The 26,906-nt window shown below is 35.3% G+C and carries 18 protein-coding genes; 12 read left to right on the top strand and 6 right to left on the bottom strand.

All coding sequences use genetic code 11. The features are described 5' to 3' along the window. Positions 1 to 5: 5 nt before the first annotated feature. The 3 genes from PKC55_RS03405 to crcB all read right to left on the bottom strand — a co-directional run bounded on the left by PKC55_RS03405 (position 6) and on the right by crcB (position 7,111). Positions 6 to 683 (bottom strand): murein L,D-transpeptidase catalytic domain-containing protein, encoded by a 678-nt coding sequence (locus tag PKC55_RS03405; RefSeq protein WP_291130098.1) that lies wholly within the window; start codon positions 681 to 683, stop codon positions 6 to 8. Then, positions 680 to 6,664 carry an alpha-2-macroglobulin family protein gene (locus PKC55_RS03400; RefSeq protein ID WP_324371871.1) on the bottom strand — a complete coding sequence of 1,995 codons (5,985 nt, stop codon included), beginning with the start codon at positions 6,662 to 6,664 and terminating at the stop codon, positions 680 to 682. The genes PKC55_RS03405 and PKC55_RS03400 overlap by 4 nt, the downstream gene beginning before the upstream one ends. 90 nt (positions 6,665 to 6,754) lie before the next feature. Beyond that, positions 6,755 to 7,111, bottom strand: a complete 357-nt coding sequence (gene crcB / locus PKC55_RS03395; protein ID WP_135104032.1) for a fluoride efflux transporter CrcB — start codon at positions 7,109 to 7,111, stop codon at positions 6,755 to 6,757. 198 nt (positions 7,112 to 7,309) lie between these two features. Between crcB and PKC55_RS03390 the strand changes: the two genes are divergently transcribed. The 11 genes from PKC55_RS03390 to PKC55_RS03340 all read left to right on the top strand — a co-directional run bounded on the left by PKC55_RS03390 (position 7,310) and on the right by PKC55_RS03340 (position 22,196). Continuing rightward, positions 7,310 to 8,209, top strand: coding sequence for a GLPGLI family protein (locus PKC55_RS03390; RefSeq protein WP_291127031.1), 900 nt, complete (start codon positions 7,310 to 7,312; stop codon positions 8,207 to 8,209). 25 nt (positions 8,210 to 8,234) lie between these two features. Next, positions 8,235 to 10,862 carry a carboxypeptidase-like regulatory domain-containing protein gene (locus PKC55_RS03385; protein ID WP_291127033.1) on the top strand — a complete coding sequence of 876 codons (2,628 nt, stop codon included), beginning with the start codon at positions 8,235 to 8,237 and terminating at the stop codon, positions 10,860 to 10,862. Positions 10,863 to 10,961: 99 nt separating this feature from the next. Then, positions 10,962 to 12,440, top strand: coding sequence for a DUF3943 domain-containing protein (locus PKC55_RS03380; RefSeq protein ID WP_324371867.1), 1,479 nt, complete (start codon positions 10,962 to 10,964; stop codon positions 12,438 to 12,440). A 4-nt stretch (positions 12,441 to 12,444) separates the two neighbouring features. Beyond that, a complete protein-coding gene (locus tag PKC55_RS03375) occupies positions 12,445 to 12,864 on the top strand; it encodes a GNAT family N-acetyltransferase (RefSeq protein WP_283686487.1) in 420 nt (139 codons plus the stop codon). A 383-nt stretch (positions 12,865 to 13,247) separates the two neighbouring features. Continuing rightward, positions 13,248 to 14,756, top strand: coding sequence for a hypothetical protein (locus tag PKC55_RS03370; protein WP_283686488.1), 1,509 nt, complete (start codon positions 13,248 to 13,250; stop codon positions 14,754 to 14,756). A 176-nt stretch (positions 14,757 to 14,932) separates the two neighbouring features. Further along, a complete protein-coding gene (locus tag PKC55_RS03365) occupies positions 14,933 to 16,552 on the top strand; it encodes an OmpP1/FadL family transporter (RefSeq protein ID WP_291128912.1) in 1,620 nt (539 codons plus the stop codon). A 237-nt stretch (positions 16,553 to 16,789) separates the two neighbouring features. Continuing rightward, positions 16,790 to 17,257 (top strand): SMI1/KNR4 family protein, encoded by a 468-nt coding sequence (locus PKC55_RS03360; RefSeq protein ID WP_291128914.1) that lies wholly within the window; start codon positions 16,790 to 16,792, stop codon positions 17,255 to 17,257. Positions 17,258 to 18,148: 891 nt separating this feature from the next. Continuing rightward, a complete protein-coding gene (locus PKC55_RS03355) occupies positions 18,149 to 19,033 on the top strand; it encodes a helix-turn-helix domain-containing protein (protein WP_291128916.1) in 885 nt (294 codons plus the stop codon). Between the two features lie 544 nt (positions 19,034 to 19,577). Next, positions 19,578 to 20,699 (top strand): DUF6080 domain-containing protein, encoded by a 1,122-nt coding sequence (locus tag PKC55_RS03350; protein ID WP_324371862.1) that lies wholly within the window; start codon positions 19,578 to 19,580, stop codon positions 20,697 to 20,699. 7 nt (positions 20,700 to 20,706) lie between these two features. Then, a complete protein-coding gene (locus tag PKC55_RS03345; RefSeq protein WP_291128918.1) occupies positions 20,707 to 21,591 on the top strand; it encodes a UbiA prenyltransferase family protein in 885 nt (294 codons plus the stop codon). Continuing rightward, a complete protein-coding gene (locus PKC55_RS03340) occupies positions 21,591 to 22,196 on the top strand; it encodes an HAD family hydrolase (RefSeq protein WP_291128920.1) in 606 nt (201 codons plus the stop codon). Before PKC55_RS03345 ends, PKC55_RS03340 begins: the two co-directional genes overlap by 1 nt. Positions 22,197 to 22,253: 57 nt before the next feature. On the opposite strand, the gene PKC55_RS03335 is transcribed toward PKC55_RS03340, so the two are convergent. Genes PKC55_RS03335 through PKC55_RS03325 form a run of 3 tightly spaced genes read right to left on the bottom strand, consistent with a single transcriptional unit; the run spans position 22,254 to position 24,428 of the window. Next, a complete protein-coding gene (locus tag PKC55_RS03335; protein ID WP_291128922.1) occupies positions 22,254 to 23,102 on the bottom strand; it encodes a M48 family metallopeptidase in 849 nt (282 codons plus the stop codon). Positions 23,103 to 23,142: 40 nt separating this feature from the next. Continuing rightward, a complete protein-coding gene (gene mscL / locus PKC55_RS03330) occupies positions 23,143 to 23,553 on the bottom strand; it encodes a large-conductance mechanosensitive channel protein MscL (RefSeq protein ID WP_291128923.1) in 411 nt (136 codons plus the stop codon). 50 nt (positions 23,554 to 23,603) lie between these two features. Beyond that, positions 23,604 to 24,428, bottom strand: coding sequence for a hypothetical protein (locus tag PKC55_RS03325; protein WP_291128924.1), 825 nt, complete (start codon positions 24,426 to 24,428; stop codon positions 23,604 to 23,606). A 33-nt stretch (positions 24,429 to 24,461) separates the two neighbouring features. On the opposite strand from PKC55_RS03325, the gene gldG reads away from it, so the two are divergent. Next, positions 24,462 to 26,855 (top strand): gliding motility-associated ABC transporter substrate-binding protein GldG, encoded by a 2,394-nt coding sequence (gldG, locus tag PKC55_RS03320; RefSeq protein WP_291128926.1) that lies wholly within the window; start codon positions 24,462 to 24,464, stop codon positions 26,853 to 26,855. Positions 26,856 to 26,906 lie beyond the last annotated feature (51 nt).

Genomic DNA, 26,906 nt, shown 5'->3' with positions numbered 1-26,906 from the left:
TTGTACTAATTATATATCCATAACAGTAGAGGCTTTTTACTATCTTTGAGTAAAGCATCGCATTTGCGCATTGCCTCATTATTTATTACAGGACATCCTTGACTCCAACCTAATGGCAGATGATTTGGGTAAACTTCTTTATTCGCAACCGGATTGTGCGAATGAAGCACTATGATCCGTTTGAATGCATTGCTATTGGTTTTCTCTAAACCATGCAGTTTGTAGTGTACATTTATACCCCAAGTGCTATATGATCGTGCTCCTGTTTTATATTTACCTAATGAAGAACAATAGCTGCCCTCAACATTACTGAATACGGGTTTAGACTGTGTGCTCTTCTGTCCGTATCCATGACAACAAAGACTTTCGTATTTTATGCTGTCTTTTACAAAATCCCATACAAAGAAACGATTCTTGCCCGAGTGTATACTGAAATCAATCAGTATACAGTGTTTCGAGCTTAGTCCTTGTTGTTTACTATATACCTTGGCTTCATCTGCTTTTGCTTTAAGCCTTGCATAAAGTTTTTTTCTTTCTTCTTTCTTTTGTTTCGATTTCGAGGATTCTACTATTTCCCTTTCTTCGCTTTGTTTTGTCGATTTATTATTTGATTTATAGCAAATGAAAGATACAAAACCGGTAAAAAGCAATATTGCAGCTATTATCGGAAGATATGTTTTCATTCTTTTTCTTTTACAGTTACTTTTATTCCGGCTGTATGTGATACAAATTCCGGCGCATACATACATTGTATTGTTGTGATTCCATTAGCGTATTCACCTGTACGGTTTACATATACAGGGTATTCAAATACATAAGTTCCTTTTGGCATAACATCGAAGTAGAAGTTAGTAGATGCATCTTTTGACGTTTGGTAATACATCAATCCTTCATTCCATTTTATACCCGAAATCGTTTGAATAGGTTCGAAACAAGAAGCCCGCATGTCTTTCAGATGAACAAATTCCATATCCTTGTCTGTCCTAACAGTTAGGCGTACTACTACTTTATCTCCCACAGCAAGCGGATTGTTCTCTGTAATTTGACTTAAAGATTTACCTGTAGCTGTGTTGATTTCTTTAAATAACTGTTTCTCTACATTCAGGTCTCCTTTATGCGCTGTAATCTTATCCAAGTTTTCATAATATTGCCAGTATAAAGCTCCGTAAGACGGACGGGTATCTGATGTTGTCACCTCTACTTTACCCATTTCGTTTTTAATCTCGGCTTTGTCCCATACTTTTTTGAAATAGCCTGTTCCTACCTCTTTATTTTCGGGCTCTATTTTCTTATTTCCGACAGAGATCACAGGCGTTTCTTCACTTGCAAACCAATTAGACCCTGTGCTTAACAATGCAGTGATAGCATCTATCGAAGCATGCGTTGATTCCCATATCTGAGTTCGTTTCTGATTTATCAACCATCGTTTCAGCATATCCATTTCTTCTTGCGATGAACCAACTTCTTGCAGTGCATCCATTAAGAATGTATGTACACTGATTGCAGATAGAGACATAAATACCTGATTACGATTATTTGGCCAATACATACCTGTCTTTTGATTTTTAACAGCATATTCGCGTATTGATTTGATGATCTTATTGGCAAGTTCTTTCTCTCCATTTCTTTTTAATACAACCGAAAGGATAGATTTTTCGTACAAATCGAGTTTTTGCCAGTTTTTACTTGCTACATTCGTGTAGAATCTTTCGGCGGCACGTGTTGCCTGATCAATCGGTATGTCTCGGTAGAATGAACGGACATAGGCGTATTCTAACTGATTGGTTGATATGGACGATGTTTTCTCCCAATTCTTATTATTCTCTTTCAGGCTTTCAAAGTCTTTGAGTATTTGGCTATCAATAAATTTGAGAGCATTCATTTGCATTTCCTTCACATCCTCAGGATATTCTATTTGCCCAACTTGCTGTAGTTTAGCATAGCCATACAGAATATATTGGGTAACAGAACGGCTCGGGTACATCCCTTTGTACCACGACCATCCGCCTTCGTTACTGTTTTGTAGGTCTTGTAGTTTTTTGGTAGCTGCATCGGTCATCTGTTTTGTATTATTCAGATCAAATAATAAAGAAAGACGCTTCATTTGTTCTGCTTCGTTTTTGGCATCCAGCACCCACGGTGTTTCTTCTAACAGTACATTCTTCAACTCTTCATCTTTCTGTAGTTTCGATACGAATGTCTGTTTATCACCTCCTTGTTTTTTCCACGCTTCTATCATAGCACCCACTTTCGGATACTGACGGATGATGGAAGAACCGAGCGTATTCACATAATAACTAGCAAACCAGTTCACCGCATTTTCACTGGTAGGATTACTGAATGAAGGCAGTGCTTGTATAGCATACCATGCAGGATTGGATGCATATTCCAAAGTGAGTCTATAATTACTTGCAGTGGATGACGTATTGTTGTATAATTTATCGAAAGTAAATGTACTAGTTCCTGCTTTTGTAACATCTATAGGCATGCTTTCTGTCACCATCATACGGTTTGATAGAACAGCCAAAACATGTTGTTCTCCATCACTGAATGTTTCGTTTTGTGCTATAATGCGGCAACCGATCAGTTCAATGCTTTCGGGTACATCAAAAGTCCACTGGGCAGAGGTCGATGTTCCTTTGTCTACAGAGAATGTTTGTTCTTGATTTACAATTCTAAGATCAATCGCTTTATCTGTAGCAGGATCGAAGAATTCTATTTTTACATTTCCCGAGATAGCATTTTCTGACAAATTGGATATTTTGGTAGAAATACTAGTCTTATCACCCTGACGAACAAAGCGAGGCATATTCGGTGTCACCATCAGCTCCTTTTGTGTTATTACAAATTGCTCCAATGTTCCTACTCTCGAATTTTTGTCATGCGCCAACGCTCTGAAACGCCATGTTGTATTGCTTTCGGGTACAGTGAACGATATCAGAGTTTCGCCTTTTTCATTTGTTCTCAATTGAGGATAGAAAAATGCGGTTTCATTAAAGTTTTGACGGATTTGAGGTGTGGGAGCATTGTTCTCTTCATTGACAGTTTCCACTTGTCTAGTGATCGAGTCTGCTGCGAAGTAACCATCTAACCTTTTTGATTGAGCTAGGCGTGGAGGTGCAGGCGTTGATTCTACCCCCGTGACCATACTTTCATTTAATACAGCCATATCTGCTGCAAATATCCCGTCAGAACCTATACCGCTAGAGGTGATAATTCCGATACTTAGATTACTTTTTTCATAAATATATTCCTCAAAAGATTGATTGATATATCCAAACCAATTTAGTTGGTCAAATCTTCTCGCAGGTGTTTTTTCATCAGACGTACTCATTTCTGCCATATATAGCGAGCCTGTATAAAACCACTTAGATTGATCTACATTCCAATACCGTGATGGATAGTCGAACGAAATAGGATATATTGCTTCTTTTCCTATGTATGGGTGATTGAAATTCCAAGCCATATACGGATATAGCTTATCTAGTGATACATCGTACATAGATGCCAACACTTCGGCTATAGAAGGGGTATTGGTTGTATCTTTTACACTGATTGTCCATGTCTCTGCCTGTCCGGGACGTAGTTTATCACGAAAGACCTCAAGCTTAAGATTTAACTTCGTGTCGTTTTTTTCGGTTTCTTTTGCTAGTGATACATTTTGGTTGTATAGCTTTCCATCTTTTACAAAGGTGAATGACATGTATATCTCGTCTCCATATTCAGCCTTATAAGGAACAGTGAACAATTGATTCGCCTCACTCATTTTTATGAAGCGACGTTCAAATACTTTTTTATTGTTATTTAGTTGGTACAATACATATATATCTTTGTCTGATACTCCGAATATAACCTCAGCCGGCTTGTTGGGACTAAGAGATGTATTCTTTTTCACAAGCCATTCATTTGTCTTTATCGGTGGTTTTTTGTCGCTAAAACTGTATAAAATAAAATTAGCCTTTTCTTCTATTTGATTATTCTTACTATCAAGGGCTTTTACTTTTAATTGATATTTTCCCGATGGCAAACTTTGTAAAAAAGACTTTAATTTAGCTTGTTCTCCTGTTTCAAATCTGCCCTCAAATACTTTCTTGTTGATAGAATCATTTTCCGATAAACTATAAAGAATATAAGTTCCGGATGTCTTGATGTCTTCTCCTTGTAAATTTTTTGCACCTATATTTATTTTATTATTTCCCGATTTTTCTATCTGGCTAGGTATGTCTATATTGATAGCCATGGAAATATTGCCAACGTTAATAGAGTATTGGTTCGACTGAGTCTCTCCATTTACATCCGTCACTGTTGCTGTAACTTCAAATGTGTAATTCTGTTGGTTGAAAGGTGTATATCTTTTTTCGTCTGCAGGTTGTGGAGTAAATACAACTTCGAATGAACCATCGTCATTTGTTTTTACTTTTCCATCGGCAAAAGGAGCTTTATAACCTCTTCCCCAGCGCCAGATGTCCATCTGTTTGCGGGTAATAGTATAGTTTACATCCGCTTGTTGTAGGCTTACACCTGAATAATTTTTTGCATAACCTTTCAGTTTTATTTCTTCTCCGAAAGCATATGTTTCTTTTAATTTATCAAAGGTGATTTCAAAGGTAGGTCGTTTGTACTCTTCTACTTTGAAATAATTAGTTCCTGCTCCGCCGTCGGTTACCATTATGCTATATTGACCTAATAAACCCGATTGCGGTAAGATAAACTCTCCTGGTGCAGAACCGAATTCATTTGTGACGATCTCTTTTTCTGAAACCGTTTCATTATTCGCATCCAGTAACTCTATTGTACAAGTATGATTTGCTAATGTTTTGGACTCTTTGTCGATTACGATGGCTTTGAAGTAAACAGTTTGCCCGGGACGATATATGCTTCTGTCGGTAAATATATTAATCGTATTCTCTTGGGTGCTGTAAGGAACAGTACGTTCCCATCTGTATGAGTTTGAATTCAAATTTTCTGCTTGCAAGCACGAGTCTGCACCAAGTTCTACTTTGTATTTAGCCACAGAGTATAGGCTTTTGGTATCGCGTGAATCTATGAATGTTGCAATACCTATTTCATTTGTTTTTAATGTAGCTAGTAATATTTTTTTATCATCCTTTTTTCTGACTATAGAATGTATTTTTACTATAGCATCTTTTATTGGCTTGCCCGAATTTCGGGCAACTACAAATATTTCGTATTCATTCTTTGCGCTATTGCGGGAGAATGTCATTAGAGAAGAAACAATAAATTTGAATTGGTTGTCATCCCACTTATTATAAAGCATTTCTTCTTCTGCACCTTTTGGTGTTTCTTTGTTAAGTTCTTCAATAGTTCGGGTTGTGAATATGTACTCACCTGGTTGAAGTTTTCCTATATTCAGATCTAATGTATCAGCGTTGTATGTTGTTTTAGAAGTCAGATTCAGTAAGTATTCTTTTATTAAGGAATATTTTCCATTTAATTTTCTCAATAGTTTGAATGGTGCTATGCTATCTGTTTTTACATTTTTATATTCTACTTTTAGTCGGATTTCCTCATTCGGATATTGCAGATTTTTACCATTGACTAGAAGGATTGGAGATTCAAGAACGTTCAATTGTTGTCGTAAAATTCTCGCTCCATACGATTTAGGATATTTATCTAATCCTTTTTTCAACCATGCATATATGGTTTCATTTCTTTTAGCTATGTCCATACCATCCGCTCCGTAATTGTAAGCATCAACTATTTTAGCTATTATTTCGGAACAGTTTTCGTTTGATTCATATTTTTTCTCAAGTTTCAAATATGTATCCAATACGTCTTTTGGTGTAAATGAATTCGACTTGTTTTGAGTAAAAGTTATCTTACCAATCTCCATTGATATGATTGTTGCAGTCATATTTCTATCCAATAGATTTTTCAAATATTGCTGATAATATATATATGCAAGCATTCTATTACCCGAAGCTGACTTCATGTTAAGCTTAACGAACTCATCAGCCGGGAGGATTAGTTGTTTGATGTCTAAACCTATAAGGGTAGGGTCAAATTCACTGTTATCAATATTTTGTATATTCTCTGCTATCTCTATGGCTCTTTTTATCAAGAAGTCATACAATGTGGGAAATCTTTGAGTATCCTTACCAAGGTTGATTATATCATCATATTCTTTTGTTGTATGTTTTTTTAGTGTTGCAATATCTGCAACTGAAAGCTTGAGATGATCTGCAATTTTATTAACAAATATATTTCCTGTCCATTCTTTTATATCATCCGGAATTACATCAGAAAGGTTGGTACGTCTATTGATCTCCCAGCTATTTGCATTGTAGTAGTCTAGATAAGCTTCGGCAAGCATAGAGTTTAACAGTGCTTTTTCTGTAACATCATTTGACTGCCTTAGGAGGTTCTGGAGGTCACTTAATATGCCTTCATTATCACTAAAATCGATTTCTTTTTTGAACTTATTCTTATATATAAGTGCCTTTATTACTTGTGTATTGTTCTTTTCGGCGATTGCCATCTTCAGTACATCATCTACCGACTGTAATGCAGATTGGGGTAAGTCTTCAGATGCAAGTTGCTCTATGTTTTTCCATTCATTTTCATATTTATTGTTAGAAGTTTGTGATCTCATAATGCTACTTAATGAAAAGAATAAAAGAATAAAGAATAAATGCTTTTTCATATTATTATGTTTTGTATTTCTTATTAATATATTATAGATGAAAAGGAGGTGCCAAAAGCACAATCAAAAAAGTTAAATATATATAATGTGTTATTTTGTTAGGTACATTCCTAGCCAAACGGCAGATATTCCGATAACACAGCTTGCCAATACATAAACAAATGCCAGTATTGATTGGTTGTTGTTTGCCAATGTTAAAGTTTCGCTAGCAAAAGTAGAGAATGTAGTAAAGCCTCCGCAAAATCCTGTAATAAGTAGCATTCGTAAATTGTTGGAGGGAACCAGATTTGCAAATAAGCCGATACAGAAGCATCCGAGAATGTTGATTAGAAATGTAGCTAATGGAAAAGGAAATGGCTCAATCCTTACGATAAAAGCAGATGTAAGAAATCTCAATATACTTCCTACAGCCCCACCAAGTCCTACTAGTAATATTTGCTTAATCATTTTCCAAAATTAATTCAATATTTTCTAACTTTTTACTTTTAGAGATGATAAATAGAAGTAACTGATATATTTCATATTCCAGTCATTCTAAGTAGCGAAACTTTTATTTTGGTGTTTTGTCTATTTTGTTAGACCTAAATATTGTCTGTCTAATTTTTTAGACTATATTTGTCGGAGAACTTTAAAAAAAGAAATAATATGAAGAAGATATTTGTTTTATTGATCCTTTTATCTGCTTGTATGCAAGCTTTTTCACAGAATATATCTGCAAATAATGTGAAAGTTGTTAAACTTGATAAAGGTAATGTTTCATCCGAAAATCTTGATGAAGCCGGTATTCGTTGCTACTACAAGTTCGTGCAGCCGGTAACGATAAGTCAGAAAACTGAACAGAAGATAGACACTCTAACACTCGATATCGGAGCAAAAGTGTCCCATTATTATGATGCTACGAGAGCTAGACGCGATTCGATTTTTGGTGATTTTATGAACAACAAGCTGAATCCGGCAACAATACAGAGTATTTCGGTTGTGAAGAATGGAGATATGTCGTCGTTTGATAGTAACGTGGGGACAACATTCGAATCGGAAGAGAAAGGTGAGACTGCACATTTGTATAAAAAGAAGCAAGTCGGTGAGATTATAATTATAGACAGATCCGAAGATGCTCCTAATAAATATAAATGTATAGATAAGGTTTCTTTTCAATGGGATATAAAAACGGATACCTTGACTATTTTGGGCTATTTATGTCAGAAAGCGAGTACAACTTTTAGAGGCCGAACCTATGACGCTTGGTTTACCTCTGATATTCCGGTAAACGATGGTCCTTGGAAGTTTTATGGACTACCCGGGCTGATTTTAAAAGTGAATGATACCGAAAATATTTTCTCTTTTGAGATTATAGGTTTGGAGCATTTAACCCCAACTATAGAAATTTTATTGGCAAAAGAGGATTATATCAACGCCAGCCTTAAGGATTTAGATAAGCTCAAAAAAAAGAGATCCGGGGGTATGGCAGTGAATGTTAATGGAGGCAATGTTATAATGGTTCGTAAAAAGAATAATAATGAGTACATATCATTAGAAAAGGAATAACCGGTTGCCTGATGTGACATAAAACATGAAAAGATATTTTTTCCTCTTTCTTATTTTGATTTCGGCTATGGCTCAAGCTCAAACTATAATAACAGGAATAGTTCGTGATGAGAAGCGTAATCCTATAGCAGACATAAATGTTACCTTACAAGAGAAGTCGGGGCGGCTGACTCTTGGCTTTGCTATGACTGACGTGAAGGGTGCATACAAACTCGAATATAAAGGCAAGGCTGATAGTATTGCAATTACTGTATCTGGCTTTAATGTGCAGAAGCAAACTAAGATTGTAGAAAATAGAAATCAGAATATAGACTTTTCTATAGAATCGGCATCTATTTTGTTGAACGAGGTAAAAATAACACCCCCTAAAATCAGGCAAGCGGGTGATACGTTGAATTATCTTGTAGAAAGCTTTTTAGGTCTTAATGATAGAACAATCGGTGATGTGCTGAAAAAGATGCCTGGAATAAAGGTTCAGGAAAATGGCGCGATTTTATATCAGAATCGTCCTATAAACAAATTCTATATAGAGAATGCCGATCTGTTGCAAGGGCGTTATGGTATTGCTACAAACAATATCGATGCAAAAGATGTATCAACCGTGCAAGTGTTGGAAAATCACCAACCAATAAAAGCTCTAAAAGACAAAGAAATGTCGGAAGATGCAGCTATTAATCTGAAGTTGAAAGATTCGGCGAAAGGGACTATCATTGCGAATGCACAGCTGGGATTAGGTGGTTTACCCTTGCTTTGGAACAACGAATTGACAGGGATGTACATAGCTAAGAAGTTGCAGAATATAACAATCTATAAGGGAAACAATTCGGGTGATGATGTCACTCGAGAGTTGACTTCTTTTTATTCGAATGATGCTTCCAATATGGATAAAGGAGGTCTTCTGGCTGTGCAGAGCCCCTCATCTCCATCCATAGCAGAAAAACGGTATCTGAATAATCAAGCAAATATATTGTCTGCGAATAGTTTGTGGTCTTTAAAGAATGATTATCAATTGACCACCAACGTTAGCTACCTGAACGATCTGCAACGAAAAGACAGCTATGCTTTTACTGAATACTATTTGGCAAATGATAGTGTTTTGAAGATAGAAGAATACATGAACTCTCGCCTAAGAAAAGAACGGTTGACTGGAGATATTCAATTGAATGCAAATAAAGACAAATTTTATTTTAATAATCTTTTGAAGCTTGAGGGTATATGGGATAGGGAGAGAGGAGATGTCATTTCTGCTGATAGCGTTGACCAATATCTGAAAAAGCCGTACTATAGTATTAATAATACCTTCAATATGGTGAAGACAGGAGAAAAGTATACATGGAACTTTTATTCTTTTTTCGGATACAATTCATCTGCGCATACATTATCTATAGAGCCTGTGTTGTATCAAGATTTGTTAAGTCCTCCGACTTATTCGTTAAAGATGATACAGAGTGTAGAACAAGATAATTTGGCTGCATATAATAAGGTCTCATTAGGGTTCGGCAAAGGAACTTGGAAGCAGGAGTATGCTGTAAGCATGCGTACTGATATACAAGGTTTAAGTTCTGAATTGGGAACAGATAATACTACAAATGTGGCTGATTCATTGAAGAATAATCTCCGACAAGGTAAATATGAGCTAATCTTTAGCCCCGTTTATACCTATGCTAAAGGAAAGCTAAACTTTGTGTTGTCATTACCTTTTAATTACACACTTCTTGATGTAAAGGACAATATTTCCGATGAAAAGCGTCGCAGAAATAATTTTTCTTTTAATCCTTCTTTATTTCTTCATTATAAAATATCTGGTTATTGGACGTCTTACTGCAACTACAGCTATAAAACTTCTATCGGTAAGATCAACCAACTGTATAAAGGATATATTCTATCGTCGTATCGTAGCTTGTTGAAAAATGACGGGGATGTTTTTCAACAAAAGGCGCATAATGCAAGCGCATCTTTGTATTATAGGGATCCTATTACAACTCTATTTGGAATGTTTAATATTAGCTATTCCAATGTTAGGACGAACCTTTTGTCTGATTATTCTTATTTGGGAACCCTTACCTTACGTTCTTCAATTTTAGCCCCTTCTACTACCGAAAGGCTAGGAGCAGATATGCACCTCAGTAAAGATATTGAAACGTTAAGCTCAACTGTTTTTCTGGGAGGGAACTATACGATTAGTCGCTCTTCTCAGGTTACACAAGGACGATTTATCGATTATAATAATCAGGGATATTCTTTTTCTCCTCGTATAATAACTAAGATAAGCCCTTCTGTTAATTTACAATGCGAGTTTAAATATTCACAAAGTATTAGTAAGGTGAAAAATGAGGAAAAAACATTTGATCCAATACGCACAATGTCTCATAATGTTCAGCTGAGTATATTTCCATTCAAGGGGATGTCGCTTAACTTGAAGTGTGAAAGTTTTTATAATAATGCAATTATATCGGGAAGTCGATCTATGACATTTGGTGATATAAGTGCAAAGTACAAGTATAAACAATTAGAGTTTATGTTTGAGTACACAAATATATTCAATTCCAAACAGTTTGTTTCTGCTTCATACAACGATGTCAGTCGTTATTATTCTGCATATATGTTGAGGCCTACAGAGGTATTGCTAAAAGTTAGATTTAAGTTAAAGTAGCGATTTCAATAAAAAAGCGATACTATATGTATCGTTACAAGAAGCAATGAATTATATTTGCTACTTGAATTTAATATTTTTAATAAATCAGGTTAATCGATGCAAAATAAGTTTCTCTTATTCTTTACATTTTTATTAATCTCATTTTACGCTCAAGCTCAGTTTGCTATTCGTTATCAGGTGGCTCCACCTAAGCCGGCTGACTCGATTGACATAGCTTTTTATTCTAAGAAAAAGTTTTGGGAAGCGGCAACTCAGAATTTTGGCTTGAATATGGCTATCTGGGGATTTGATCGGTTTGTAATGAAGGAAGATTTTGCATATATAAATATGCATACTATAAAGAAAAATCTAAACGGTGGTTTCGTTTGGGATAATGACCAGATGGGAACAAATATGTTTCTGCACCCTTATCATGGTAATCTATATTACAACTCGGCTCGTTCCAGAGGCTTTAATTATTGGGAGTCGGGGCTTTTTGCCCTCGGTGGTAGTGCTATGTGGGAATTGTTTATGGAAAATGAGTATCCATCAATAAATGATATAATAGCAACGCCTATTGGTGGTCTATCGCTTGGAGAGGTGCTTTATCGGACGTCCGATCTAGTGTTGGATGATCGCCGCGAAGGAAGCCATCGCTTTGGACGCGAATTAGCAGCCTTTGTAATAGCTCCAACCAGAGGGCTGACAAGAATACTGAATGGAGATGCTTGGCGTAGACGTTCTACTACTGGCAAACAGTTTGGAGTGCCCGATGTAAGTGTAGAGGTATCTGCCGGAGTTAGAGTTTTGGAGCTGAAAGGTGAGATTCTCGACAAGGGGGTAGGGGCTGCAATGGATGTAAACATCGAATATGGTGATCGATTTTCAGATGAGAATGAAAAACCCTATGATTATTTCACCTTTAAGAGTAATCTCAATATACACAGTTCGCAGCCAATGCTTAGCCAACTAAATATTATTGGTCGACTGTATGTAACAGAATTGGTAGATACAAAAAATGATTTTCTAAGTTTAGGATTCTATCAACATTTCGATTATTATGATTCGGATACAATATCAGATGTTTCGGGTAAAATTCCATACAAGTTTTGTACTCCTGCATCATTCGGGGCGGGGTTCATCTATCAAAGTAAACGTATACAGAATGTAGGATTTAATGCATTTATGCATACAAATCTGGTGTTGCTTGGTGGAGCACTTAGCGATCATTATGTGGTAGATATGCGTAATTATAACCTTGCCAGTGGTTTCAGTACAAAGTTAGGTTTTAATCTGACGTATAAGGATTGGATCAGTATGTCGGGTAATTATGAGGTCTATCGTATGTTTACTTGGAAGGGGTATCCCAAAGATATAGATTGGGATAATATTGATGTCCATGAGTTTAATTATCAGGGGGATCGATCGCAAGCAATTCTACATGCGATCAGTCTTCGTACAGATATAAAATTAAGAAGCCATTTGTTCTTAACGGGTATATATTACAACTATATGCGCGACACAAATTATAGATATTTTGATGATGTATTTTCTAAAACATCAGAAGGTCGATTAATGCTAACATATAAATTTTAATAAAATGATTATTTCCGAAGCCCCATATGAAGATGTTTTGGGCTTGCGCAGGCAAGTGATGTATCCGGATAAAGATATTGAGTTCGTAAAATTGCCTGACGATGACAGAGGTTTGCATATTGGTGTATACGAAAATGATGACTTAGTGTCTGTTATGTCTATATTTCTGCATGGTAGAGATGTTCAGTTCCGAAAACTAGCAACTCGCAGCGAAATGCAAGGTAAAGGATATGCTACAGCTCTAATGGAGTGGCTTATATCTTATGCAAACGATTTAAAGCTAGATCGTCTATGGTGTAATGCTCGCAGTGGTGCAACTGATTTTTATAAAAAATTTGGATATAGTGAAACCGATGAATTTTTCTCTAAAAATGGCTATGATTATATTGTAATGGAGAGAAAATTCAATCATGAATTCGCTTAATGTGGCTTTTTATAAAAATACGCTTTTTCTTTTACCACACCACGTCCTCTATAATTCGAAGAATAAACGTAGCTAAAAGTAGCTTCTAAACCAAGAAGCATCTTTTTTATTGGTATAAACGAGGTTAAGTGAAGAAATAACCTAAGGATAACTATTTTTAACACAATAGGGAGCAACATAGGTTTGTTTCTTCGCATCTTTAGTATATATAATATTGAATTGAAAAATAAAAGTCGTACATTTGTTTTATATACCATAAGATCTTACTGTAAGTTTTAAACCTTTTGACGATTGTTTAGTCTAAGATATATACATAAAAGTATATTGTACAGTAAGTGAATACAAAACTAAATTAGTAAATAATAATTATAGGAGAGCAGATTATGAAAGCTAAAAAAATGTTTCTAATGATTCTCGTGTCAGCTATACCGTTCTTGGCTTTTGCTCAGGAATGGGATGACATATATGCTACTTCTAAATCGAAAGAATCGAAACAGAAAGAAGTAAAAGTAAAGACTACTGCTCCCCAAAAGCAAGTAGACCAAACTCAGGTTTTGGTAGTGAAAGACAATGGGGATATAACATTAGAGCGAACAGGGAATGTGAATATCGATGTAGATGCTTATAACCGTAGAGGTAATGTAAGCGTATACGATTCCGAGCAAACACAGATGCCTGACGACTCTATTGTAAACGCAGATGGATATAATGATTATGAATATACCGATCGTATAGTAAGATTCCACGATCCCGCTAATAGTGTTAAAATTTCTAGTGATAACGAGATTAATGTATATGTTGTAAATGACACATATAGCAACTATTATCGTAATCGAGGTTGGAATTTTAACGTAAACTTCGGCTGGGGCTGGGGAGGATATGGATATTATCCTTGGTACGATTCATGGTATTCCCCTTCTTATGCATGGGGATGGTATGATCCTTGGTACTATGGCTCTTGGGGCTGGGGTTGGAGCAGACCTTGGTATGGAGGCTCTTGGGGTTGGGGATGGAATAGTCCTTGGTATGGTGGCTGGTATTCCGGCTGGTACGGCGGCGGAGGCTGGTATGGCGGTGGACATTATCATCGTTCAAACTATTCGTATTCGGGACGTCCACGATATAGCTCAAGCGGCAGATACTCGGCTTACAATAATTCAGGACGCTATAATTCCGGATATAATAACTCCGGCAGATATTCTTCATATAGTGGAGGACGTGGTTCTTCTTCTAGTGTAAGTACTCGACCATCATATAGTTCGGGTAGAGGATCAAGTAACGTAAGTACTCGTCCATCATATAGTACTGGTAGAGGGTCGTCAAGTGGTGTGAGCACCCGTCCGGCTACTCGTCCAAGCTACAATAGCGGAACATCTACAGGTAGAGGATCGTCAAGCGGTATTAGTACACGACCTACTACTCGTCCAAGTTACAATAGCGGAACATCTTCGGGAAGAGGTTCTTCATCCGATGTAAGTACTCGTCCGAGCACACGCCCAAGTTATGACAGCGGTTCATCAAATAGTAGCCGTCCAAGTTACAATAGTGGTTCGTCCAACAGTACACGCCCAAGTTATAATAGTGGATCGTCCGGTAGTTTCTCAAGACCAAGCTATAACAGTAGTAGCCCATCAAGGAGCTCTTCTAGTAGCAGCCGTCCAAGTTACAACAGTGGCAGTTCTTCTAGTAGCTCTTCTAGTAGCCGTCCAAGCTATAATAGCAGCAGTTCATCTTCTTCAAGTTCACGCCCAAGTTATAGTAGTAGTTCTTCTAGTAGCTCTTCTTCAAGAAGCTCAGGATCTTACAGCTCCGGTAGTTCTTCTTCGGGACGTTCTTCCGGTGGAGGATCATACAGTGGCGGCGGTGGTAGAAGTAGTAGCGGACGCAGATAATACGATCGTATCATAATAAAAATATAAAAGCTGTTTCAACAAACGTGGTTATTGGAACAGCTTTTTATGGAAAATATAAGAAAATAGAACATTTAATATACTCTGAAATGTGTATGTTTCGTTTCGAAAGAGTTTAAACATGCAAATTTCATCTGTTAGATAAAAAATATTGAAATATGAAAAAATTATCATTATTAATGCTTGCTGTTGCCTTTTCGGTAGGAATGGTTTATGCTCAAAATGAAATGGATGCATACAGATTTTCCAAGAACGATTTAACCGGTACGGCAAGATCTGTGGCTATGGGGGGTGCATTTGGTGCACTGGGAGGTGATATCTCCGGTATCGCAATAAATCCTGCCGGTATAGGAGTTTATCAAAAGTCTGAAATTGTGACAACAATGAATTTTCAGAATACAAAGTCACAAGGTCAGTTGAATATAGGTAAGCAAAATGAAAATAAATTTACTTTTGCTTTTGATAATTTAGCCTTTGTGGGAACTTTTCCTTTATATGATGACGTAGTTCCTTTTCTTAATTTTGGATTTTCTTATAACCGATTAAAAAGCTTTGATAGGAAATATGCCGTAATGGGCGATAATACTCGATCTCTTACCGGTTATATGGCTGGTAGAGCCAATTTTAATGAAGTTCCAGCTTCACGCTTATCTCTAAAAGATAATGACTTTTGGGGAGTGTGGGACAGTCAGGATTGGTTGACGGTATTAGGTTACAATTCTTTTTTGATAAATGAAGGTTCTAACGGAGGTAGCTATAGTCCGGCAATATCAAACAACGTTTCTAATGATTTGTTTGTGGAAGAGAAAGGTTATATTAGTTCATATGATTTCAATATCGGAACTTCTTTCTCTGATATCGTAAGCGTTGGTGCTACAATTTCTATGACAGATATAAACTATCGTCTCTATTCTCAATATACAGAGTATATGCCTGATGGAAATGGCGCATTGGCAGATAATCGCAGATTTGATTTGTATAATTGGAATAGAACGGATGGAACAGGTTGGCAAGTAAAAGCTGGAGTTATAATAAAACCGGTTCAAGAATTCCGTATAGGTATTGCTTACCACTCGCCAACATGGTATAAAATGACAGATCATTTTGCTGCCGATTTGAGTCATAATTTATCAGGAGTATCTAGCTCTAGTCTTGATCCCGATTATGTAGCAGGAACAGTAAAAAGCTACGATGGGCGGGAAGATGCTGTTTTTGATTATAAATTACGTACACCCGATAAATGGACATTTAGTATGGCGGGAGTTATAGGGACAAAGGCTATCATAAGTGCAGACTATGAATTGACAAACTATAAGAATAATATGAAGCTGTTTAATCGTAACAGTAAAGCATTTACCCCGGATCCGAATGAATATATTAAAAACGATTTCAAAATGGCATCAGCCTTACGTGTTGGTCTTGAATATCGTTTTACCAGCAAATTTTCAGGTCGTGTAGGTTATTCATGGGTGCAAAGTCCTTTTGACTCAAAAATAAAGAATAATGGAAATGAGGTTACTACAGATCCTCGTCCTGTTACACAGTATGCATTCGACGCCGATACTCACTATATCACTTATGGATTAGGATATCAATTTATTCCTGAAAGAAGAGGTAAATCCGATTGGTCGAATGGTTATTTTTACACAGATGTTGCCTTTGTAATGAAATCTCAGAAGGCAGATTTGTATTCTTTTGCAGGAGCAGATAAGGCTTCTTTGAAGACAAACTCATTCCAAGGGCTATTGACTTTAGGGTATAAGTTTAGTATGAATTAGACTATTCTAGAAAACAAAATTAAATAGAAAAGGCATGCTTTAAGCATGCCTTTTCTATTTAATAGCAGAATGTTTCTGAGCTCGAAAGTTTTATTTTGCTACTGACAAGTAAGGTCGTATTTGATTTTGAATTGTATCTTTGTAAATATATTTATGTGGAATTATTAGTTTAATTGGTCATTTGTTAACTTTTAAGCTAAATGTATTCTGTATCTCAAACAATTAAAATTAGTATAGATGCCCCCCGCGTATCATAAGTTCCTTGAGTTATTCAGAGCTAATGAATATAAGATAAAACACGGAAAGAAGGGTGTAGTAAAGCAAGAGTGGATTGACTACACGGAGCAAGAATTAGGATTTTCTTTACCTGACTCTTACAAGTGGTGGTCGCAGGAGTTTGAATACTTCAAAGTGGAAGATGAATATATTAAATATGTATCTCCTCCCGAAAATTATAATATTGCAGATGTAGATAGCATTTTATATTTATACAAGTCTCAGACGATAAATAACGCCACATCTCAGAATGAATTGACTATTTTGGAAGAAGGAGAGGGGGATGCTTTGTATTATTTCTTAATTGAGCCCGGGCTAAAAGGCAATGAGTATAGGGTCTTTTGTCGTGATTATATGAATGAAGATGATGATTTTTATGCGGATGATTTTTTAAAGTTTTTGGAAATGAAAATACATCAAATGAAATAATACACAGGCTTAATATAAGGGTAAATTACAATCAAAGATATATATGATGCTATAAGGTAAAAGTTATAGCATTTTTTTACTCCTTAAAAAGTCATATTTCAATGTTTCTGGAAAGGGGCTAATCTGTTTATATGTAGATTGTTAGTTGTTTTGTTTTGTGCCAAAAAGTTGTATGCTATTGTTATTGAAGCGAGTCTTTGCTAACTATGCATTATAATTATAAAATAATCAGAATCTTGAAATAGAATAATATATTCACTCTTACACTGATGATAATCTAGCAAGGTATATAAATATTGATAATAATTTTTTAGTGAAACATTTGTCTATATGACAAAGCCTTGTTATAAGGTAGTTATAAAGTTCCCGAAAATGAGGATTGCTTTGGTTGTCCTCTCACCGTCCTGAGATTGCCCGTCTCAGGACGGTTTTTTATGAGTTATTTAATCGATTGGTATCATTCAAAAGATTAACAAAGCAAATAGAAACACTATGATGATATTCGTGTAAACGAGATTTTCTAAATATATATCTAGGTTCTGCTGGGAGTTTATCTTCAAAAAAAATAACTATTTATCAAAATAATGAGTTTAAAGATTAGTAGACTTACAGTTTAATACAATTGAGAGTAATTATATCTTTTTTCTTGTATTAATGCTCTGTTATTGAATCTTTTATTAAAACTATCAATGAATAAAGAAAAAGGATCGAAAATAACAGAAAATCTCTATCTGTAAAAGAAGTGAAGAGTAAAGGTTTAAATAATTATAAATATTATACTAAAAGTCCATTTATTTTCGCTATTAAGAAATTAAATTCTATATTTGCACCGTGAAATATTAAGAGCAATATTTCATGATAAATAACACATAACAAAACTAAACTAAAGTCATGCTAGAAAAGGAAAGTAACGAGCTTGGATATTCGTTAGAGAACGAATTTAAATTATATAAGAATGCTCACTCTTTACCAGTTCCTCATTTAGCATTTTGTACGACTTTTGGTATAGTTGGTATTTGTCATGAAGGAGCTATTACTATCGAAGTCCATCAGCGTCAAGAAGAGCATCGTTTTGTAGAAGGAGAGATGATCGTTTTATTGCCAAATCAGACTATATCGGTAAAAGATAAAAGCGACGACTTTAAAATTGATTATTTTTTACTTTCCCAAACAATAACAGATGATATTCTAGGTGGTATTTCACGCTTTTCGCCACTATTCTTCATATATATGAGGCAAAAGCACTTTTACAAACTGACTAAGAATGAGATGTCTCGGTATTCTGAATACTATAATCTTGTTAATGAAAGATTTCTTACGTCAGACTGTATGTTTCAGCGGGAATATATAGTAAGTTTAATAAGACTTTTTTATTTGGATGTTTATTATAGTTTTAAGAATAGCTTATTGTCTGCGAATGCTACTCCTTGTTCGAGGAAAGAGAACTTGGCATATCAATTTTTTCTTTTAATACTAAAGCATTACCACGAAAATAAAGAAATGTCTTTTTATGCGAAGCAATTGGATATAACACCCAAGTATCTTTCTAAGGTGATAAAGGATGTAAGTGGTCGATCTGCCAAAGACTGGATTGTAGAATATACTTTGTTGGAAATAAAATCGTTGTTAAATAATACAGCGTTAAATATTCAGGAAATAACATTGGATACGCATTTTTCGAGTCAAGCTTCTTTAGGTAGATTTTTTAAAAAGCATACAGGACAGTCTCCGTCGGAATATAGGGCGAGGCTCGACACTCAGATAGGTATGTTTTAGAATATTGATCAGAGGTAAATAAATGCTTCGTAAAGGATAGAAAAATAAATAAAAATATATTGTGTAGTTTTGTAAAGTTTGTGTTAAGGTTGGGGTCCTGCAAGTCGTGAGATTAGCAGGATTCTTTTTGAAGCAACTTCATCACGAAACTCCATTATTTTATAAACAAAACAAGATACTATACTTCTTATTCCAACAAAGATCAGATTTTAATAATAAATTTTTGACACAGTTTGTACAGTCTAATTCTTTAATTTTCAATTATTATCTGTGTGATTTAAAAATAATTAATGTAATTTTGGCTTTTATTTTTTGAGTTTGCCTATCAAACTTAATAAAGATCGGTGTATCCCAGACTAACACTTACTTACATAAAATATGAATAAAAGTATTCGTTTTAAAATTACTGATTTTAAATTTTTATCGAAAGCCCTTTTGCCCCAGAAAAAAGAAGAGAAGTTGCTATTCTTTATACTGCTATTAATTTATTTATCCTATTCGATATATATAGCATTAAGTACATCTGTGATAGATAATATGTCGTATGAAACAGCTTTTATATTTTTCTTATGATAACCCCTTAATCTTAAAGTTGGGACGAACACAGATAAGCGGGCATCCTCTCCTGATGTTATTTTATTACCCTTTTGTTCTTATTGGCAACGGACTTGCATATTTAGTTACATTCAAAGCTAAAACTCTCCTTTTTGTTTTATTATCCTCCTCGATGATCAGTATGTCCTCTGTTTATATTTTTCGATATCTGAGAGAGATCATTGAAATAAAAAGGTCTGTAGCTTATTTGATAACATTATTTTTCGCATTTTTTTCTACAAACCTACTCTTGAGCTTTACACCTGAAAGCTTTACGCTATCTGCTATATTTTTGGCATTTAATGTTTATTATAATTCATCTTATATAAAGAAACAAAAATCACCCCCATTTCTTTCAAATATAGTTTTAGCAGATTTTATTTTAGGGGGAATTACACTTACTAATGTTGCAAAAGGTATTGTCCCTGTGTTATTTTTTAAAGAAAAGAAAATAAGTATATTAAAGAAGGTCGTTTTGCTGGGGGTAATATTTCTTGCAATATTATCTATTGTTCAGCTTATTAGTATAGTTTTTCTTTCGAAGAATTTTTTTGAGTCGATTTTCATACACAGAGAATCTTTTACCAATAGCGCTTTGGGAGGCTCCTCTTTATTCCAGATGGTTTTTACTCATTTTTTTGGCTCTCCAATCTTCTTTCCTCCAATGATGAATTATACAGCTTACAATTCAACGATGCAGTATATAATTGAAGGAAATTATTCTTATTGGTGGCAATATACATTCGTTGCTTTAATACTAGCAATCATTGTAGCTTCTCTGGTAAAGAATTATAAGAACCCTTTTGTCCAAATGATTTTCTTACTATTCCTTATCGATATTATTATACACTGTGTAATGAAATTTGGTATCAATCAGCCCTTTATCTACGGTGCACACTGGGTGTATTGTATTCCTTTATTATTCGGATGGCTGTATAATAAGTTAAAAGAAAAACAAGCAAAGGTCTTTGTCGTATTCTTGATATGCATGTTTGTCGGTTTGATTATAAACAATCTGTATCATCTCACGGATTTTATTAATATGGCACAATCTTTATATCCAACAGAATAAACAAATAATGAATAAAGTAAAACACTATTTACAATTGATGCGAATACATCAGTGGGTAAAGAATTTTTTCATCTTTTTACCTCTATTGTTTTCTTTTAAAATGGATCATATTTCATTGTTGATTGCCGATTTATGGGCTTTTGTAGGCTTTTGTGTAATAGCTAGTTCTATATACATTATCAACGACTGGAACGATATTGCAACAGACCGGCTTCATCCCGAAAAACGAAATAGACCTTTGGCTTCGGGAGCTATAAATAAAAAAGAGGCATTGTTGATGATTCTTAGTTTAGTGGCGGTCAGTATATCTGTGTATATATTTGTTTTAGGAAACTATATCGCATTGGCATTATTGGTGTCTTATTTTATTCTAAACATATTTTACTCGCTAAGGTTCAAATATATACCGGTTATTGATATTAGTATTGTGGCTATAGGATTTGTTATCCGTATATTTATAGGTGGGGTTGTTACAGATACTCCTCTTTCTCGGTGGATTGTGGTCATGACTTTTTTGTTGGCTATATTCTTGGCTTTGGGTAAACGGTGTGATGATGTAGTAATTTATGAGGAAACAGGAGATAAAGTACGTAAAAATGTCGATGGGTATAATATTCCATTTCTGAATGTAGCAATTGTGGTTGTAGCCGCGGTAATGATGGTTGCTTATATTATGTATACTATTTCGCCGGAAGTAACACAACGTAATGGGGATAATCTTTATCTGACATCCTTTTTTGTGTTTGTAGGGTTGTTCCGATATTTACAAATCATATTTGTGGAAGAAAGGAGTGGTAATCCAACATTGATATTCCTCAAAGATAATTTTATCCGTATCATTATAATCTTATGGATTATTTCTTTCTTTGTTATCACAAAATTCTTTAGGTAATGATAGATGCAAATTCATCGAAGATAATAGCTGTTTTCGACTTTGACGGAACCATAACGACCGTAGATACCTTATTCGATTTTATTCGCTTTTATTATGGATTTCCAAGGTTGATTTGGGGGTTGTTTGCTCTCTCTCCTGTTCTGATCTTATTTAAACTAGGGTTTATCCCAAATGATAAGGCAAAAGAACGGCTGTTTTCTTATTTCTTTAAAGGAAAGACATTATCGGAGTTTAATGCTATTTGCGAAAAATACAAGAATCGAATAAATCAGAGGTTAACATCACAAGCGATCGATAAGATCAGATTTCATCAACAGGAAGGGCATATAGTGCTCATTAATAGCGCATCTATTTATAATTGGATTTTGCCTTGGGCTCAATCAGTCGGTATTGAGAACGTTATCGGTACGGAGATTGAAGTTAAAGAAGACGTAATAACAGGGAAGTTCAAAGGTGAAAATTGCTGCGGAGTAGAGAAGGTCAAACGTTTCTTGGAACTTTATCCTTATAGAGATACTTATCAGTTATATGTATACGGCGACAGTAGCGGGGATAAACCGTTGTTAGATATTGCTGATTTTCCGTTTTACAAGGAATTCTAAAATAAAAGAGACTACCTCTTACACGAAATAGCCTCTTCTGTTTTATGTTTTATTCAATTAGAACTTCCATTTGTTAGATGTTTTTGACGAATTCGTATTCGTTGCTCCTGTTCCACCTTTATAGTATTTCATAGCTTCAGGCAAATTTTTTTCTATCTGTTGGATACGTGTGTTGTCTGAAGGGTGAGTACTCATAAATTCAGGAGTGCTACTTCCTTGCTGCGACATGCGAGTCCAAAATGCAGCAGCCTGACTCGGGTTGTATCCTGCCATTGCCATGAATATCAGACCAAGTTTGTCAGCTTCTAATTCTTGTTTGCGCGAATAAGGTAATAAAATTCCATATTGAGAACCGAGCCCAATTGCTGCAGCAGCGGCTTGCTGCACCCCGGTAGAAGTTCCTCCGAGAGCTGTACCTATTGCAGCTGTACCATATTCAGTCATCATTTGTTGGCTCATACGTTCATTTGCGTGTTTTGCTACAGCATGTGCGACTTCATGTCCTAAGACAACAGCCAGACCAGTTTCGTCCTGAGTGTAAGGCAGTATTCCTTCATATACGACAATTTTCCCGCCGGGCATGCAAAAAGCATTAACATCAGCACTCTTCACGAGGTTGAATTCCCACGCATACGATGCTAATTCATCTGCATAACCATTGTTTTTTAGATAAGTTTCAACAGCATTCGCTATATTTCTACCAACTTTCTGTACCAATGCCGTATTCTTCTTATCGGTTGATATTGGCGCAGATTTTATAAATTGTTGATATTGCTGCAAACTCAACGAAAGAACCTCTTGGTTCGAAACCAGATTCAATTGTTTACGTCCGGTTACAGGTACGCTGCCACAACTGGAGAACAATAGTGACATCGCTATAAATAAAATAGGGAAATACTTTACCATAATGCTTGTTTGTTAAGTTCAATTTATAAAAGGTATATATTTAATTTTTATTTTGTTCCTTCAATAAATCTCTGATTTCTGTTAGTAACGTTTCCTCTTTAGTTGGAGCCGGAGGGGCAGCAGGGACTTCTTCTTTTTTCTTTTGTAGCATATTGATACCCTTGATAGCAAAAAATATGGCACTGGCTATGATAACAAAATCAAAAACAGTTTGTACAAAAGAACCATAATTGATTGTTACAGCTGCTGCGTCACCTACTGCATCTTTTAGCGTTACCTTCAGGTCCGAAAAATTGACACCGCCAAGTACAACTCCAATTGGAGGCATGATAATATCGCTTACAAGCGATGATACAATCTTGCCGAATGCTCCACCTACAATGACACCGACAGCCATATCAACTACGTTGCCACGCATCATAAACTCCTTTAATTCTTTTAATACCGACATAATTATTTTATTAAATTGATAAATTGTAATATATTTTTATAAACACGAATTTAAAACTTTTTGTTTAGAAATATTTTTACGCTTACCGGTTTGTTGCCATTTTGTATGTTTATGCTGTCGATGCACATTCTATTCGGCAAATCCATTAATAAAGGGATTGTTGCGTAATCTAATTTGGTCGAATCGTTTGCTGCCTTCTGTTTGTTTTCTAGTATATAGCCTATTAGTTGTATTGAGCTGTTATAAGGAACATAATTAAGAGCCAACGTTTTGTCCTGCACTTTTGTGAAAATACAGACAGGTGTGCTGTTTCGAATTTTGGTTATAAACTCGATGTTATTTTCGTCCGAAAAGAATGTGTTTTCCGAGTCAGAATCAATAAATATTTCAATAGGCCTGAGATGGTTGCTGATGGCAAGCATTCCTTTGTAAAAAGAGCAAACGAGAAATTTATCATCCGGCTGAGTAAAATACCATACGATTGCATCTTTATATTCTCTTTTGTGAGGAGGAAAGTCCGATGCTATCTGATTTCTTATATAATCTGCTATCTCCGATTCTTTCTCTTGTTTTATTTTTGTTATTAAAATACTACTATTGTCTTTATACTTTGAAATAATCGTAGGAAAAGATAAATTTTCTCCGAGTACACTCGTTAAGCCGCGAAGTGAAGGATCGTACTGGTATAGCATATCCAGATTATACTCTCTATTGATATTTATTACAGCCACTGCCTGAGGAGATATATATTCATAAATATCAACAGAGAAAGATTGTTTGTTCTTTTCAAGTTTGTTATATAATCGCCATCCTCCGATAAGGACTGCAATTATCAGAACAAATAAAATAACTATCTTTATCTCTCGTTTAGCCATTGTGTAATTAAACATCAATTTATACAAAGATATATGAAAGCTTTAGTATTTAAAGAACTTAAGTCTGTTTTTTGCTCTTCCTTCGGAGCGTTCTTTTCTTTAGCTTTTCTTCTCATTATAGGAGGTTTACTATGGTTCTTCTCCGGAAAATACAATCTGGTGGATACCGGTTACGCTGATCTGAGCGGCTTTTTCGCTTTGTCTCCCATACTACTTTTGGTATTGATTCCGGCTCTTACCATGCGCTCTTTTTCAGATGAACGAAAGGGAAAAACTTTAGATATTCTAATGACGAGACCTGTTAGTATCTTCCATATCTATCTAAGTAAATACCTGTCTGTAGTTATCTTCATATCTATTACCTTATTGCCTACATGTGTTTATGTTTATTCTTTATCTCAACTAGCCAATCCAGAAGGAAACATTGACCTTAATGCTATTTTAGCCTCGTATTTTTCTTTGCTATTATTGGTTATGGTTTTTGTATCTATCGGTCTATTGGGATCGGCTTTGTCTAAGAATCAGGTTGTAGCACTTATCACTTCAGTAATCTTAAGTGTTTTTGTTTACTATGGCTTCGATTTGCTCTCCGGCTTATTTCTTACCGGAAAAACACAGGCTGCCGTGTCATCTCTGGGACTGCTTCATCATTACGAATTGATGCAAAAGGGGGTTATACGATTTAAGGACTTGCTTGTTGTTAATTATTTGGTTTTGTTTGTAATTCTTGCTCTTGTAGTATTAAGTGGGAGCAAATTAAGAGTTTTAGTCAGGGGGGGAGTTTTGTTTGTTATACTTAATGTTGGATTGTACTTTATACCTAATTATAGAATTGATTTTACATCCGATAAGCGTTATACACTAAGTGATTATACAATAAACCTCTTGAAGGGTACGAAGAATGAGATTCCTCTTAATATAAATATATATTTGAGTGGAGATCTCAACTATGGATTCCAGCGTTTGCAGGATGCAACCGTTAATCTATTAAATGATTATAACCGATATGTGAATAGTAATCTCGAAATAAGACAAACGAATATATATCAGTCCGAAAGCTCTGCCTCCGAGATATATGAGGCGATGGCACAAAGAGGTATGCCCGGTATTATTCTTAACGAGATCGATAGGGAAGGGAAAGCCAGCAAAAAAATAATATATCCATACGCCCAGATATCAAATGGAAAAGATACTCTGGTTGTTCCTTTGCTCAAAAATATTGCAGGGTACACAGCGGAAGAAAACATAAATGCATCTATCGAAGGTCTGGAGTTTGAATTTACAGACGCTATTCGCTTACTAAATCAGGAAGCATCTAAGTCTATTGCCTTTATTGAAGGTCATAATGAGATTTCACGTACGTATGTATATGATGCCGAGGAAGTATTATCTAAATACTACACAGTGAATAGGGGGCAGATTGGTAACGAAATTAATATATTGGACAACTTTGATGCCGTGATTATTGCCGGGCCTTTATCAAAATATAGCGAAACGGATAAGTATATCCTCGATCAGTATATAATGTCGGGAGGTAAGGTCTTATGGCTTATCGATGGAGCTTTTTACTCTCATCAGGATCTCGCTCAATTAGGACATTCTGCAAGTATGAAAAATGATGTCAATCTCGATGATATGCTTTTTTCATACGGTGTACGCATAAATTCAAACCTTATTCAGGATAGCCAGTGTGTTTCTACATATTTAATGAGTGATGCAGGAGGGCAGTCGGCTTCGGTTGTGCCCAGTTATTTTCAGCCACTGTTGATTCCGTCCCAGGATTTTCCCATCACAAAGAATATAAGGGACGTAAAAGCCGGGTTTGCCAGTTCTATCGATATTGTAAACAATTCTACTAATGTGACAAAGCATATATTATTGACTACTTCAGCTAACACGCATTTAGTAAAAGTGCCTGATGCGATTGATTTTGATATTGCAAAAATACAAAACAATAAAGACTATTTCGATCAGCAATTTGTTCCTGTGGCGGTAAGTCTCGAAGGTGTATTCACTTCTGTATTCCAAAATAGGATAATGCCTGATAGCATTAAAGCTGATAGTCATAAAACTAAGAATATAAGTGAAAGAACAAAAATGATCGTTGTTTCATCTTCCGATATCATAACAAATGAGATTCAGGGGCATGGACAAAGCTCACAGGTATTACCTATGGGTTATGATAGAGTTTCGCAACAGCAGTTCGGTAATCGTGATTTTATTGTGAATGCCGTAAATTGGCTGACAGGAGATGACGGACTGATGCAGTTGAGGACAAAGCAACAAAAGTTATATATACTGAACAAAAAAGAGGCTTATGAGAACAGAAATCAATATGCTATACTAAATATTGCTTTTCCTGTATTTTTTATTGCTTTGGTCATGGGTTCGATTTCTCTGTATAGAAAAAGAAAATATGAGAAGTAACTTGATATTCCGTTAGCTGAAGATAAGTCAATGTGTAAATAGATTTCTGAA

The sequence above is a fragment of the Dysgonomonas sp. genome (assembly GCF_035323175.1).
GTDB lineage: Bacteria > Bacteroidota > Bacteroidia > Bacteroidales > Dysgonomonadaceae > Dysgonomonas.
Note: the sequence above shows the minus strand (reverse complement) of the source record. Positions and strands in the feature narration are given on the sequence as shown.

What these genes read in the sequence shown, in the direction of transcription:
- PKC55_RS03405 (WP_291130098.1), bottom strand. Translation starts at nt 683, where the DNA reads ATGAAAACATATCTTCCGATAATAGCTGCAATATTGCTTTTTACCGGT.
- gldG (WP_291128926.1), top strand. Translation starts at nt 24,462, where the DNA reads ATGAAAGCTTTAGTATTTAAAGAACTTAAGTCTGTTTTTTGCTCTTCC.
- PKC55_RS03365 (WP_291128912.1), top strand. Translation starts at nt 14,933, where the DNA reads ATGAAAAAATTATCATTATTAATGCTTGCTGTTGCCTTTTCGGTAGGA.
- PKC55_RS03385 (WP_291127033.1), top strand. Translation starts at nt 8,235, where the DNA reads ATGAAAAGATATTTTTTCCTCTTTCTTATTTTGATTTCGGCTATGGCT.
- PKC55_RS03400 (WP_324371871.1), bottom strand. Translation starts at nt 6,664, where the DNA reads ATGAAAAAGCATTTATTCTTTATTCTTTTATTCTTTTCATTAAGTAGC.
- PKC55_RS03380 (WP_324371867.1), top strand. Translation starts at nt 10,962, where the DNA reads ATGCAAAATAAGTTTCTCTTATTCTTTACATTTTTATTAATCTCATTT.
- PKC55_RS03350 (WP_324371862.1), top strand. Translation starts at nt 19,578, where the DNA reads ATGAAACAGCTTTTATATTTTTCTTATGATAACCCCTTAATCTTAAAG.
- PKC55_RS03360 (WP_291128914.1), top strand. Translation starts at nt 16,790, where the DNA reads ATGCCCCCCGCGTATCATAAGTTCCTTGAGTTATTCAGAGCTAATGAA.
- PKC55_RS03355 (WP_291128916.1), top strand. Translation starts at nt 18,149, where the DNA reads ATGCTAGAAAAGGAAAGTAACGAGCTTGGATATTCGTTAGAGAACGAA.
- PKC55_RS03370 (WP_283686488.1), top strand. Translation starts at nt 13,248, where the DNA reads ATGAAAGCTAAAAAAATGTTTCTAATGATTCTCGTGTCAGCTATACCG.
- crcB (WP_135104032.1), bottom strand. Translation starts at nt 7,111, where the DNA reads ATGATTAAGCAAATATTACTAGTAGGACTTGGTGGGGCTGTAGGAAGT.
- PKC55_RS03390 (WP_291127031.1), top strand. Translation starts at nt 7,310, where the DNA reads ATGAAGAAGATATTTGTTTTATTGATCCTTTTATCTGCTTGTATGCAA.
- PKC55_RS03325 (WP_291128924.1), bottom strand. Translation starts at nt 24,428, where the DNA reads ATGGCTAAACGAGAGATAAAGATAGTTATTTTATTTGTTCTGATAATT.
- PKC55_RS03340 (WP_291128920.1), top strand. Translation starts at nt 21,591, where the DNA reads ATGATAGATGCAAATTCATCGAAGATAATAGCTGTTTTCGACTTTGAC.
- PKC55_RS03375 (WP_283686487.1), top strand. Translation starts at nt 12,445, where the DNA reads ATGATTATTTCCGAAGCCCCATATGAAGATGTTTTGGGCTTGCGCAGG.
- mscL (WP_291128923.1), bottom strand. Translation starts at nt 23,553, where the DNA reads ATGTCGGTATTAAAAGAATTAAAGGAGTTTATGATGCGTGGCAACGTA.
- PKC55_RS03345 (WP_291128918.1), top strand. Translation starts at nt 20,707, where the DNA reads ATGAATAAAGTAAAACACTATTTACAATTGATGCGAATACATCAGTGG.
- PKC55_RS03335 (WP_291128922.1), bottom strand. Translation starts at nt 23,102, where the DNA reads ATGGTAAAGTATTTCCCTATTTTATTTATAGCGATGTCACTATTGTTC.